This is a genomic window from Marinobacterium sp. BA1 (assembly GCF_041155135.1).
In the GTDB taxonomy this organism is placed as follows: domain Bacteria; phylum Pseudomonadota; class Gammaproteobacteria; order Pseudomonadales; family Balneatricaceae; genus Marinobacterium; species Marinobacterium iners.
Map to the genome: position 1 here is coordinate 812017 of NZ_BAAFHC010000001.1, position 12675 is coordinate 824691.

General features: G+C 56.8%; 11 protein-coding genes and 3 tRNA genes. 4 read left to right on the forward strand and 10 right to left on the reverse strand.

The genetic code is table 11. From position 1 onward, the window contains the following. Nucleotides 1-35: 35 nt before the first annotated feature. Nucleotides 36-1883 carry a PAS domain S-box protein gene (locus tag ACAM29_RS03970; protein ID WP_369623258.1) on the reverse strand — a complete coding sequence of 616 codons (1848 nt, stop codon included), beginning with the start codon at nucleotides 1881-1883 and terminating at the stop codon, nucleotides 36-38. A gap of 104 nt (nucleotides 1884-1987) precedes the next feature. After that, entirely contained in the window at nucleotides 1988-2842 is an 855-nt protein-coding gene (gene folD, locus ACAM29_RS03975; protein WP_354406099.1) for a bifunctional methylenetetrahydrofolate dehydrogenase/methenyltetrahydrofolate cyclohydrolase FolD, read from the reverse strand. A gap of 232 nt (nucleotides 2843-3074) precedes the next feature. On the opposite strand from folD, the gene ACAM29_RS03980 reads away from it, so the two are divergent. The 4 genes from ACAM29_RS03980 (at nucleotide 3075) to ACAM29_RS03995 (ending at nucleotide 4216) form a co-directional block, all read left to right on the forward strand. Beyond that, nucleotides 3075-3151: transfer RNA gene (locus ACAM29_RS03980), tRNA-Arg, on the forward strand. A gap of 46 nt (nucleotides 3152-3197) precedes the next feature. Then, nucleotides 3198-3273, forward strand: a tRNA-His gene (locus ACAM29_RS03985). A gap of 36 nt (nucleotides 3274-3309) precedes the next feature. Further along, a tRNA-Leu gene (locus tag ACAM29_RS03990) sits at nucleotides 3310-3394 on the forward strand. A gap of 525 nt (nucleotides 3395-3919) precedes the next feature. Next, complete coding sequence (locus ACAM29_RS03995) at nucleotides 3920-4216, forward strand: IS3 family transposase (protein ID WP_369623259.1); 297 nt, start codon at nucleotides 3920-3922, stop codon at nucleotides 4214-4216. 289 nt (nucleotides 4217-4505) lie between these two features. On the opposite strand, the gene ACAM29_RS04000 is transcribed toward ACAM29_RS03995, so the two are convergent. The 8 genes from ACAM29_RS04000 to ACAM29_RS04035 all read right to left on the reverse strand — a co-directional run bounded on the left by ACAM29_RS04000 (nucleotide 4506) and on the right by ACAM29_RS04035 (nucleotide 12645). After that, nucleotides 4506-5861: a serine hydrolase domain-containing protein gene (locus ACAM29_RS04000; protein ID WP_369623260.1), complete on the reverse strand. Its 1356-nt coding sequence runs from the start codon at nucleotides 5859-5861 to the stop codon at nucleotides 4506-4508. Nucleotides 5862-5887: 26 nt separating this feature from the next. Next, entirely contained in the window at nucleotides 5888-6655 is a 768-nt protein-coding gene (locus tag ACAM29_RS04005; RefSeq protein ID WP_369623261.1) for an SDR family oxidoreductase, read from the reverse strand. A gap of 94 nt (nucleotides 6656-6749) precedes the next feature. Further along, nucleotides 6750-8045, reverse strand: coding sequence for an MFS transporter (locus ACAM29_RS04010; RefSeq protein WP_369623262.1), 1296 nt, complete (start codon nucleotides 8043-8045; stop codon nucleotides 6750-6752). A 23-nt stretch (nucleotides 8046-8068) separates the two neighbouring features. Continuing rightward, entirely contained in the window at nucleotides 8069-9097 is a 1029-nt protein-coding gene (dmpG, locus tag ACAM29_RS04015; RefSeq protein WP_206840176.1) for a 4-hydroxy-2-oxovalerate aldolase, read from the reverse strand. A gap of 14 nt (nucleotides 9098-9111) precedes the next feature. Then, on the reverse strand, nucleotides 9112-10023 hold the full coding sequence (locus ACAM29_RS04020; RefSeq protein ID WP_369623263.1) for an acetaldehyde dehydrogenase (acetylating): 912 nt from the start codon (nucleotides 10021-10023) through the stop codon (nucleotides 9112-9114). A gap of 34 nt (nucleotides 10024-10057) precedes the next feature. Then, the gene (locus tag ACAM29_RS04025) at nucleotides 10058-10849 is read right to left on the reverse strand and encodes a fumarylacetoacetate hydrolase family protein (protein WP_369623264.1); all 792 of its coding nucleotides are present in this window, start codon (nucleotides 10847-10849) and stop codon (nucleotides 10058-10060) included. 10 nt (nucleotides 10850-10859) lie between these two features. Then, the gene (locus ACAM29_RS04030) at nucleotides 10860-11630 is read right to left on the reverse strand and encodes a glucose 1-dehydrogenase (RefSeq protein ID WP_369623265.1); all 771 of its coding nucleotides are present in this window, start codon (nucleotides 11628-11630) and stop codon (nucleotides 10860-10862) included. Between the two features lie 46 nt (nucleotides 11631-11676). Continuing rightward, complete coding sequence (locus ACAM29_RS04035; protein ID WP_369623266.1) at nucleotides 11677-12645, reverse strand: flavin reductase; 969 nt, start codon at nucleotides 12643-12645, stop codon at nucleotides 11677-11679. Between the last annotated feature and the right edge of the window lie 30 nt (nucleotides 12646-12675).

Sequence of the window (12675 nt, forward strand, 5' to 3'; positions counted from 1 at the left end):
CCTGGGGGGGGGGGGGGCTGCCTGCCATCCCTTCCTTACTGGCTTAGGCCGTGTGTCTGAGCCAGTTGTTCCTTTAGCGCCTGCAGCTGGGTGTAATCAAGGCCACGTCTTTGTTCAGTTACATCTCGCATCAAGCAAACATAATGCTGGGTTTGCTGTTGTTCGTCCTTTACAGCGGTAATGTTGGTCTCCTGGATATAGAGTCGTCCTTCGCGGGTGCGATTGACAATATCACCGCTCCATTCGCCAGTATTGATCAAGGCCATCCACATGCGATGGAAAAACGAGCTGTCGTGGTGGCCGGAATTGAGTACTGAAACGTTGCGACCTGTCATGGCAGCCGGAGCGTACCCCGTCAGCTTTTGGAAGGCTGCATTTACCAGCTCGATTCTGCCGCGCCCGTCCGTGACCATGATGGCGTCATGACTGTGACGAAATACCGCTTGGGCAATTCGTGACTCCTGACGCTGCGCCTTATCCGAAGTTATGTCACGAAACATCACCTGAATGGCCTGTTTGCCGCGATACTGGATCATTGTACTCGAGACCTCGGCTTCAAAAGTGGAGCCGTCCAGCCGCATCAGTTTTTGTTCAGCGGGTTTCAGGGCTTCGCCACGCTCCAGTGCGGCACCACGATCACGAACAAAACTCAGGCTGTCGGGGTGTACCAAGGTATCGATACTGAGTTGTACTAATTTATCCGGTGAGTTGCAGCCGAACAGAGCAGCGGCATGCTCGTTGGCCAGCTCAACAACTCCGTTGACATGTACCACGATTGCTTCGGGCGATTGTGTGAATAGTGTTCTGTAGCGCTTATACATCTCGTCTGCGCGGGCGGCCATGTGGTTGCTCAGGCGCAGTGCCTGATGCCGTGCCTGAATAAAAAACAGCAGCAATGAGGCGACTAAAAGGGTCAATGACAAGCCTGATATCAGCGTTGGGCCGTGGTACTGGCTGGATGCCTCTCGGTGCAGGTCGGGGTCGAGGGGGCTGATCTGAAGGTGGATCTCCTGTCCCGCCAGTGTCAGGCTTGCGGCGTGTTGCAAACTTGGTTCGGGCTGACCCAGTTCAGGGTGGGAGTCATAGCTGATTGACTGACTGCCTTGTCGAGGATCTATCAGCTGAATGCGCAGTGGGTTGGTCAGGTCGTTCAGGCTTTCCTGCACTAGCTGACTCATGCTGAAACCGAGTGTTACCCAGCCCAGAAAAGCTGCATTGGTCTGCACAGGCAGTAGTAGAAGGTAATCCAGAGAGTTGATATCGGTTGGCAGCAATGACAGGGGCTGGGTAGCGCTCATTGTACCGCTGGTCATAGCCTGTAAAGCGGCTTTGCGTCGTGAATCACCATTATAGATATCATATCCAAGCATGCGGCTTTCCACGGCAGCCGGCGTCAAGTGCATGACCAGAAAGCTGGGCTGGTTGGGGGCAGGCGGTGGAAAGATTGTCAATTTGCGCGGACTTTCTTGATTGAAACGATCAACAAAAGCCTGGCGTTCGTCTGGTGCAAGGTAGCGAGTGTAGGAGAGCCCAATGATTCCGAAATCGGAGTATCGCATCTCGTAGGAGTCAAACATCTGGTGCCAGCGTCGATTCAGCTGCAGGGTGGGGGCGTCAGGATGGTTCAGCACCAGTCCGCGGCCCGCTTTCATCAACAGCGTAAAACGATCAACCTTTTCCTGTAGCACGCGGGTGGTTTGCTGCACGGTTGCCTTGAAACGGTCTTCCAGTTCCAGTCGCTGTCGATTTGCCTCGTGTTTGGCCAAGCTAATGCTCAGCACTGTGCCGACGATGAAAATCGCAACCGGGAGGCCGAGCTGGCGCAGCCGGTAATGAAAGGGAGTTTTGTTTTGCTCGGGGAGGGTGTCCTTGTCCATTTGCATCCTGCAATATTCCTGCAACGCCTGTTGATAAAACTAGCAGATTTTCGCTGTTAAAACAGGTGTTTTTGGGTGTCGATATTATCCGTGATCGACACCCGCCTCCACTAGCCTTCGAGCATGGCAGATGCTTCGAGCGTATTTTCCATAAGACTGGCAACGGTCATTGGTCCTACACCACCTGGCACAGGAGTGATCCAGCCTGCACGTTCGGCAGCGGGTGCGAATTCAACGTCTCCAACCAGGCGGCCGTCATCCAGCCGGTTAATGCCGACATCGATCACAACCGCGCCGGGTTTGATCCATTCGCCCTTCACGAGTCCGGGGATGCCAACGCCAACCACAACAATATCGGCGCGGCGGACATGGGCTTCAAGGTCGCGGGTAAAGCGGTGCGTGGTTGTAGTGGTACAGCCTGCAAGTAGCAACTCAAGCGTCATTGGGCGGCCAACAATATTGGAGGCGCCGACGATGACGGCTTCCTGGCCATGCAAGTCGATGCCGGTGGACTCCAGTAGTGTCATAACGCCTTTGGGAGTACAGGGGCGAAGAACCGGCATACGCTGAGCCAGGCGACCAAGGTTGAAGGCATGGAAGCCGTCCACGTCCTTGTCCGGGCGAATCTGCTCCAAAACTTCGGTGGCATCAAGATGACGCGGCAGAGGCAACTGGACCAGAATGCCGTCCACATTTTTGTCATCGTTGAGTGTGCTAATAAGCTCCAGCAGCTCTTCACGACCGGTTTCAGCCGGCAGATCATAGGCGCGTGAGGTAATGCCGACCTCTTCGCAGGCATTTTTCTTATTGCGAACGTAAACCTGGGAAGCGGGGTCGCTGCCGACCAGAATCACGGCGAGGCAGGGTGCGCGTTTACCCTGTTCCAAGCGGGCCTGAATACCTGCGCGTACTTTCTGTCTGACCTCGGCGGCGATTTGCTTGCCATCAATAATGCGGGCGCTCATGGCTGGGGAATGTTCCTTTAAGCTGCATATATAAGTAGGAAATGAACAATGAAGCTGATTTTCTCATCTTTGGGCTTGCAGGGCCAATGCACTTTTCTTTTGGTGGTACTGATACAGAGTGTTGTTTCTGCTGAAAAATATTGATTCCGGGTGTTGACCTTACCGAGGTACTGCCTTAGGATACGCACCTCCTCGAGACGGGGTAGATACTCAAGACGAGGCGGCGTATTATGCGCTCGTAGCTCAATCGGATAGAGCAACGGCCTTCTAAGCCGTAGGTTGCAGGTTCGAGCCCTGCCGGGCGCGCCAGCATGCTGGTTAAGGTCGTCTAAAAGGTTGAGTATACAAGGTTATGGTGGGCGTAGCTCAGTTGGTAGAGCCCCGGATTGTGATTCCGGTGGTCGTGGGTTCGAGCCCCATCGTCCACCCCATTACCTTGGAAGCTTCAGCCGCTGGCTGAAAAGCTGGCGGACGTGGTGGAATTGGTAGACACGCTGGATTTAGGTTCCAGTGCCGCAAGGTGTGAGAGTTCGAGTCTCTCCGTCCGCACCAAACACAGTAATTATGAATCCGTAATTACATCTTAAGGCCCCGTTTTTACGGGGTTTTCTGTTTTTAGAGTCACCTGTTAGCACCAGCTTAACCCCACTTATGCTTGTCACCTTTGTACAAAGCCTTGTACTATCCAGTTAGGTTTGTACAAAGAGGTTGAGATGAAGCGGCAAGATATCAAGCGCTTCCCACTTGCGGACTCCGTGTGACCTGCTCCCCACTTTCTAATCCAGCAAGCTCTTAGTAATGTTCATCACAGAGAAGGAAGATGAACATGAAAAGCCCGCCGGCTGAAGGCGCTAGAAGATGAGAATGCTCGACTGAAGAAGCTTCTGGCGAAGTAGATGCTAGATACCGAGGCCTTGAGGGCGGCGCTGAACCGAAAGTATTAACCGTCGGGAACAAGCGCGAGGCCGTGCGCACGATGCGATCTGAAACAGCAATATCGGACGCAGGGTCTGTTCACTCGTCGGGTTATGCCGCACCACACAGCGCGATGAACCTCGGTGCTCCGTCGAGAATGATGTGTTAGTCGAACAAATCCGTGAGCTCGCGTTGGAGCGACGCCGATTTGGCTATCGGCGTGTCCATCGGCTCTTACGTCGGGAAGGTACCGAAGTGAACCATAAGAAGGTCTATCGGTTATACCGGCAGGCTGAGTTAGCCGTTCGCAAGCGTAAACGCCTCAGAGACATCATGCTGGAACGTCACCTACTGACACTGCCCGATCGACCCAACCAGAGCTGGTCAATGGACTTTGTCATGGATTCATTATTACTAAAAGCCGGTTGGATTAAATGTTGGCGGCAGGTCAATTGGTGAAAGATGTTCCCGTTTAATGACTAGGTCTTTGTGGTGCCCTGTCTGGCTAAAAAATTTGTCCTCAGCCACTGCGATTAATACAGTCGATTACGGCCATCAGTTGTTTGGAATTGGCGTAGAACCCGTTCGTAAATGAGAGGCAGGCTGCTGAAGTGGGTTTGCAGAGTATAGCTTCCTGGCCGTATTAGTACTTTCAGTCGGTATTCTGGTCCTGGCGCGTGGGGCAGGTGAAAGGGGTGACGGTGGACAAGAGGGAAGATATCCCGCCTGTCCAGTGATGGATATCAGGTTACGGTTGTGTGTCTTTAATGAACTCGACCAACTCATCATAGGCCGGCAGCGTAAAACAGTCATTGGCACTGTTTGCCGCAATCGGGTGCGAAGCAAAGCGTGCGATCACAAGCTCATTTTCCGGATCTATATACAGGTTCTGGCCGTGAACGCCTCTGGCCATAAAGGCACCACCGGGTTTACCGGTTACCCACCACATGGAACGGTATGACCAGCCCTCCATATCCTCATGCTGTGGCTGAGTGAAGACGGGGTGTTCAGCACCGGCCATAATGTCTTTCAGAATATCCTGATGCAGAATTTGCTGCCCGTTATGAGTGCCTGCATTGCGCAGCATCTCACCAAAACGGGCCAGATCACGCAAGCTCATGTTGAGTCCGCCCCCGGCAAAGGGCGTGCCTTTTTCATCCACCTGGAAGAAGGCATCACGTTCGACACCCAGCTTGCTCCACACCTGCTCTTCAAGATAATCAGCGACTGACATGCCGGTCACACGGGCAACCAGCCAGCCGGCCACTTCGGTGTTGGCTGTTTTGTAGCCAAACGCCTGGCCATGCTCGCCGCTTTTTTTCACACTGGGGAGGTACTCGTAATATCCGGTCGGTCCCGTGTATCCGGCGGGTTTGGGTAGAGGGTTGCCTGCGGCTGAAAAGGTCCATATCTCGGACTCAGGGTCGGTATAGTCCTCGTCAAAATCAATGCCGGTGGTCATGTTAAGTACATCTCGCACCTTGGCATCGCCAAAGCCTGAGTCGGTCAGCTCGGGGATGTAATAGCTGACCGGTTTCGACTCGTCCAGCAATCCTTTGTGCACCAGATCCAGTGCCAGCGTGCCGGTGATGGATTTGGTTACCGACATCAGTGCGTGTCGGTGGTAGTCCTTGAATCCTCCCAGGTAGCGCTCATAAATTACCTTGCCCTTGTGCAGGACAAGAATACCGTCCGTATAGGTTTCGAGCAGGCCTACGCTCCATGGAATGGGCTTTTCATATCCCCAGGGCGTAAAGGTGATTGATTCAATCGGAGCACCTGCGGCGTACTCGAGAGGAGTGGAAGCCGTGTTGCGGCGATTGACCAGCGTGGTCGGCAGAAACTCGCTCATATGGGCAACACTGTAACGCAGTGCCGGGAAACTCCAGAAGGAGCCATCCGCCAGACGTAGGGTTTTCTCGGCGGGGGGAGGGCTCCCCTTCATCCAGCCCTGTTGGTCAAAGCTGGATTCCTGCGAAGACAAAAAGGTTTGCCCTCGATCCATTGGTGCACACACTGCAGCCCAGGTCTGGCCTGTCAGGAACAGGGCCAGAGCAGTGGAGCACAGGCCGATTTTTTGCGTCAGGTTGGTCGGGGTCGTCATCTGTGTCTCCACATATGGGAATCGAGTTAAAACCGGGTACTGCGCACCATGGCATCCATGCCGCCATCGATAAACAGTACCGATCCATTCACAAAGGCGGAATGATCAGACAGCAGAAAATCCACGCCATCGGCGATTTCATCGGGTACGCCCGAACGGCCCATGGGGGCGACGAAGTTTTTCACGGCCTCGCCAAAACGGGGGTCGTCCTTTGATGCCTGATGCAGCGGGGTTTCAACGGCACCGGGGGCAATGATATTAAGGCGCATGCCCCGTTTGCCCCAGGCGATGGATTTGCGGCGGCCATATACCGTGACTGCATACTTTGAAGCGGCATAGGTTGTGTGCGGCTCCTGACTTGCCTCCGCGATACGGCATGCCTCGGCTTCATCATTGTTCAGCATGGCATCGGCCATGGCGTGCGGAGCCTCAACCTGATGGCTGCCGGCAACCGAGCCGATGATGACCGCTTTACCCTTGCCGCTGGCAGCCAAAGCCTCTTCAAGGCCATCGATGTATTCGGTTACACCGAAATAGTTGACGCCCACAATCAGGCTGATGCTGGGCGCGGTAACACCGACGCCTGCACAGGCGACCACGGCATCCAGCTGATTGTTGCAGGCGGCCAATGTTTGTTCGACCGCAGCACGACGGCCGTCGGATGTAGAAAGATCGGCGTTTACATCGGCATTGGCGCGATCAACGCGGATCAGTGTGTGGCCTGCAGCTTCAAGGTGGTTGCAAACGGCTGCTCCGATGCCGGATGCGGCACCGGTGACGGCGATAATGGACATGGGTTTTACCTCGTTGTTATCGGTTTTATATTCAACTATGCAAGTCACAGTCTCGCCGCAGCTTCGTCCGTTCAGACTATGGGCGCTCTCGGCATCAAGGGTTTTGCTGTTGAGCCCTGGACACTCCCTGTAAGCACATTATGGCGGCAGTGGTACTGATACAGCCCAGCAACAGGGAGTATCGCAGCGACTCTGTGGCGAGGAGAGGGGTCATTAGATCACTGAAAGCGCCTACCGACAGTGGGCCAATACCAACGCCTAGAAGTGTAACCAATACGGTCTGGCAAGCCATGGCGACAGCTCGGCTGTCTGGCGAGACCAGACGGGTAATCATGCTGAAGCAGGGGCCTACCCACCAGACGGAAAAAAAACCGTTCAAGGCACACCAGATCATGGCCGTTGGCACTGGATTGCCAAACAACGTCATCGTACTGTCAGCAGGCCAGAGCAGATAGGTTGCCATCGCCACAATTCCGATGGCATGGCCGGTTTGTGGGATAAGCAGTTGCCAGCGTGGGTGTGCGCTGAGCAGACGGTCGGTCATCCATCCACTGGCCAGCATTCCCAGGGCAGCCGAGCCACCGCCGACAAAACCGGCCAGTATTCCGGCCTGTTGAAGGTCAAGGCCATGAGATCGAACCAGAAAAGTGGCATTCCACATGCCATAGGCATTGGCACCCAGGGTACTCATGCCGGCGGCCAGAATCAGGTAACGATAGGGCTTCAAGGCCCACAGTGACCGCAGTGTTGCAACCAACGACAAGGGAGGTGTATCTGCCTGATGAAGGTCCCATGCACCCCGTGCAGGATCACGCGCCATGAAGATAACCAGTGCGATTAGGCTGGTTGGAATGGCTACCACGATAAAGCCGGTGCGCCAGCCATACAGCTCAACCAACCAGGCACCGACACTCATGGCAATAATAACCGCGAGTGTCGGTGCTGTGCTGAAGCAACTGATTGCAAATGCACGCCTGTTCGCGGGATAGAGGTCAGCGATCATCGATATTGAGCTGGGTGTAACGGCAGATTCACCGACAGCCACCAGCATCCTGGCCATGACGAGTACGGCAAACCCGGTTGCGAAGCCACACAGAATGGTTGTTGCGCTCCAGATCAATGCGCTGGCCGCCAACACACGGGTGCGTGGAAACCGGTCGGCAAGGCGCCCGGCTCCGAGTCCGAAAAATGCATAGACCCCGGCAAAGGCAAGTCCTGATACCAGCCCCATGGCGGTGTCACTGGCATCGAACTCCTGCTTGATCGGTTCAATCATGACCGCCATTATCTGGCGCCCCACGAATGTATTGGTGTAGAGCAAGGCCAGCAAAAAAAGCAGGCCATGTCGACGCCAGACGGGGGCGATCGCGGTGGGGGCAAGCGTCGTCATTGGCAGGCTCCTTGCTGGTTGAGTCAGATCAACCCCTTCTCTTTCGCCATGGTCAGTGCCAGGTCTTCAATCATGTCTTCCTGCCCGCCTACGGTGCCGCGACGGCCCAGCTCGACCAGTATGTCGCGCGCCGAGATGCCGTATTTCTTCTCCGCACGTTCCGCGAACAGCAGGAACGAGGAGTACACACCGGCATAGCCCAGTGTCAGGGCGTTGCGATCGACACGGATCGGCTGGTCCATGATCGGCACGATCAGGTCTTCAGCTACGTCCATGATCTTGTACAGATCAACGCCGGTCTCGACGCCCATGCGGTCCAGCACGGCGCAGAACACTTCCAGCGGGGTGTTACCAGCACCGGCACCCAGACCCGCTACGGAGCCGTCGATGCGTGAGGCACCGGCTTCGATCGCGGCCAGGGAGTTGGCGATCGCCATGCCCATGTTGTGGTGACCGTGGAAGCCGACTTCGACCTCTTTCGGCAGTTCTGCACGCAGCAGGCCGATGCGGGCGGTGACGTCATCCGGCAGCATGTAGCCGGCGGAGTCGGTGGCGTAGATGCAGTTGGCGCCGTAGCTGACCATCAGTTTGGCCTGTTCCAGGATCTTCTCCGGGCTGACCATGTGCGCCATCATCAGGAAGCCAACGGTGTCCATTTCCATTTTGGCGGCCATGCCGATGTGCTGTTCGGATACGTCCGCTTCGGTGCAGTGGGTGGCCACACGGATGGTGGAGACGCCGCAGTCCCGGGCCATTTTCAGGTGGTCAACGGTACCGATCCCCGGCAGCAACAGCGCGGAGATTTTGGCGTTTTTCATCTTGGGTACGACGGCGCTGAGGTATTCCTCGTCGCTGTGGGCCGGGAAGCCGTAGTTCAGTGAGCGACCGCCGAGGCCATCACCGTGGGTGACTTCGATCAGCGGCATGCCCGCTTCGTCCATCGCCGAGGCGATGCTGACCATTTCGTCCAGGCTGATCTGGTGGCGCTTGGCATGCATGCCATCGCGCAGGCTCATGTCGTGCAGGGTTACTTTTTTGCCGTTCAGGTTCATGTTCTGTTCTCCCCTTAGCCGCGTGCCGGCAGTGTGATGGTGCCGTTGGCCGCTTCTTCAGCAAACATCTCGGCGGTGCGCAGACCAGCAGCCGTCATGATGTCCAGGTTGCCGGCGTACTTGGGCAGGAAGTCGCCCAGCCCTTCCACCTGCATGAAGCAGGAGACCTTGTTGCCATCAAACACGGGGCCGTTGACCAGGGTGTAACCCGGTACGTACTTCTGTACCTCTTTCACCATGGCGTGGACGGACTCGGTGATGGCGGCCTGATCCGGCTCGCTCTCGGTGAGGCAGTGGATGGTGTCACGCATCATCAGCGGTGGCTCGGCCGGGTTGATGATGATGATCGCCTTGCCCTCTTTGGCGCCGCCGACCTTTTCAACGGCACCGGCCGTGGTGCGGGTGAACTCGTCGATGTTCTGACGGGTGCCCGGGCCTACGGAACGGGAGGAGACGGTGGCGATGATCTCGCCGTATTCAACCGACTGCACACGGCTGACGGCAGCGACCATCGGGATGGTGGCCTGGCCACCGCAGGTGACCATGTTGACGTTCATCTCCAGGTTCTTGGCATGGTCGGTCAGATTGACCGGCGGGATGCAGAACGGGCCGATGGCGGCGGGGGTCAGGTCAACCATGATCACGCCCAGTTCGTTCAGCTTGCGGCTGTTCTCCGCGTGAACGTAGGCGGAGGTGGCGTCGAAGGCGACACGGATATCGTCTTCAATGATGTGCGGCAGGATACCGTCCACGCCGGTGGCGCAGGTTTTGATGCCCATTTCGGCGGCGCGTTTGAGGCCTTCGGACTCAGGGTCGATGCCCACCATCCAAACCGGCTCGATCCACTCGGAACGCTTCATTTTCATCAGCAAATCAGTGCCGATATTACCCGGGCCAATGATGACGGCTTTGAGTTTTTTGGACATGGTTTGATTCCAGCTAGTCGTATTCGGTAGTGAGTCAGGGCGCAAAACGGATCGAGCAGCTTCCCAGCCCTTTGGCGGTCAGGCTGAAGTGATCGCCGGCGGCTGCCGGTATCAAGGGTGCCAGTGCGCCGGACAGAATGATCTCGCCCTTGCGGAAGGGAATGCCGTACTCGCCCAGGGTGTTGGCCAGCCAAGCCACCGCTTCGGCCGGGTGCCCCTGTACGGCGGAGCCCAGGCCGGAGCCTGCCGGTTCACCATTTTTCTCGATCTGCATGGCCACGGCGGCGAGATCCAGAGTGCTTGGATCGGTGTGCGTCTCGCCGATGACGAAGACACCGCAGGAGGCGTTGTCGGCCACGGTATCGACGATGCTGATGCGCCAGTCGTCGATGCGCGAGTCCACGATCTCGAAGCAGGGCGCGACCCACTCGGTGGCGGCCAATACGTCCGCGGCGGTGACGCCGGGGCCGACCAGATCCGCTTTCAGGCAGAAGGCAATCTCGCCCTCGGCACGGGGCTGGATCAGACCGGCCTTGGCCAAGCTCACTTCAGCGCCATCGGCAAAGTGCATGCGGTCGGTGAGAAAACCGAAATCCGGCTGATGCACGTTGAGCATCTCCTGCACCGGCTTTGAGGTAACGCCGATCTTCTTGCCGATCACCCGCTCGCCATCGGCTTCACGCAGTTTCAGCGTGTGCAGCGAGATATGGTAGGCATCATCAATGGTCAGGCCATCGTGGCGTTCTACCAGGGGCGGCAGGGTGTGGGCGCCTTTCAGTGCCTGATGCAGCTCTTCGCCCAGCTGGGCAATCAGAGATGTGGTCATGTTCAGCTCCTCAGTCCCAGACACTGCCTTCAGCGCCACCATCCACCTCGATCACCTTGCCGGTCACCCAACTGGAGGCGGGGGTCGCAAAATAGAGCGCGGCGGCAGCGATATCCTCCGGTTCACCGATGCGCTGCAAGGGTGTGTTCTGCGCCATCTTTTCCAGCATGGCGGCCGGAGCGGCATTTTCAAGTGCTGCTGTGCGAATGGGGCCCGGTGCAATGGCATTGACACGAACATGCGGCGCAAAGTCCTGTGCCAGCAGCTTGGTCAGATGGGTGAGTGCCGCCTTGGCGGTGCCGTAGGCACTGAAATGTTTCTGTATATAGCGCGCAGCGCCCGAGGTGATGTTGATCACATTGCCGCCACCGGCACTGCGCATGTGAGGCACACACAGCTGGGTCAGTGAATAGGCGGAGGTGACGTTAAACTCAAGCACGGCTGCAAAGTCTGCCGGGCTCATTTTCAGCGGATCGTTGGGACCGGACCCACCGGCATTGTTGACCAGATGGGTAATCTTGCCCATCCCTTCGATGGCCGAAGCGACGAGTGCCTCGCGCTGCGCCTGATCATTCACATCACAGCTGACGGCCAGAGCACGGCGACCCAGCGCGCGCACTTCATTGGCAACCGCCTCCACATCGGCAAGGGTACGGGCGGAGCAGACAATATCGGCTCCGGCTTCGGCGTACGCCAGCGCGATGGCGCGGCCCAGACCACGGCCTGCACCGGTAATCACAGCAACCTGACCTTCCAGGTTGAACTTGTTCAAAATGGACATGACAACTCCTTGTTATTATTGAGCATTATAATCGAGTCATTCAGCCTTAGGCTGAAACGGCCCAAAGATCAGGCAGTCCGGGGTCCGTACGCTCGATCAGGCGCTTGAGCAACAGTTTGAGTGCCATGGCATCACCCGGCCCCAGCGCTTCGACAAGTTCCTCTTCAATTGCCTTGGCCTGTGCAATTTGATGCAGCGAGGCTTCTCGGCCATCGGCCGTGAGGCAGTAACGATTCTGCTCCACCACAACGTGACCACCCGTGATCAGCACATTCATGTCGGCCTGATCAACGGTGTAGCCGGTGTAGGCGATATAGTCGTTGATCTCATTGAGCGTCAGTCGGTCACGTATGCAGAGGACCGATAGAATGAAGAACTGCGCCTGCTCAAGATGCTGCTGTTCCAGCAGCCCCTGCAGACGGTTGATCATCTGGAAATGGGCACGGCCCAGCAGGTAGCCGAGCAGGTCTTCGGTATAGCTGCACTCCGGTGGGGGTTCTGCCTGTGTAAGGCGTACCTCTTCACGAGGCTTGCGCGCTGCCAGGGCATACTGTCCGCTCTGAAACACCAGTGGCGGCAGGGTGCTCTGATCGAATCGCAGCACCTCTCCAATGAATATGATGTGGTCGCCGCCATCATGCATGAAGGCCGTTCGGCACTGGAAGCGTGCGGTACAGTCCGGTAACAGAGGCGCATTGGTCAGCCCGTCATCCAGTGCAAGGCCTGAGAACTTGTCTTCACCGCGGGATGCAAAGCGTCCGGACAACCCCTCCTGACCGACTGAGAGTACATGCACGTTCCAGTATTTGGATTCGGAAAATACCGGCAGGCTGTTGGCTGTCTTGGCCAGACTCCAGAGCACCAGTGGCGGGTCAAGCGATACGGAGTTGAAACTGTTTGCTGTAATGCCAACCGGTGTGCCGTCAGCTGCAGTTGTGGTGATGATGGTGACACCGGTGGTAAATGTGCCCAGCGCGGTACGGAAGGCTTTGGTGTCGAAGTTATTATTGGTCATGGTCTGCCTCTGCTGGCCGGTGAGTCTGGG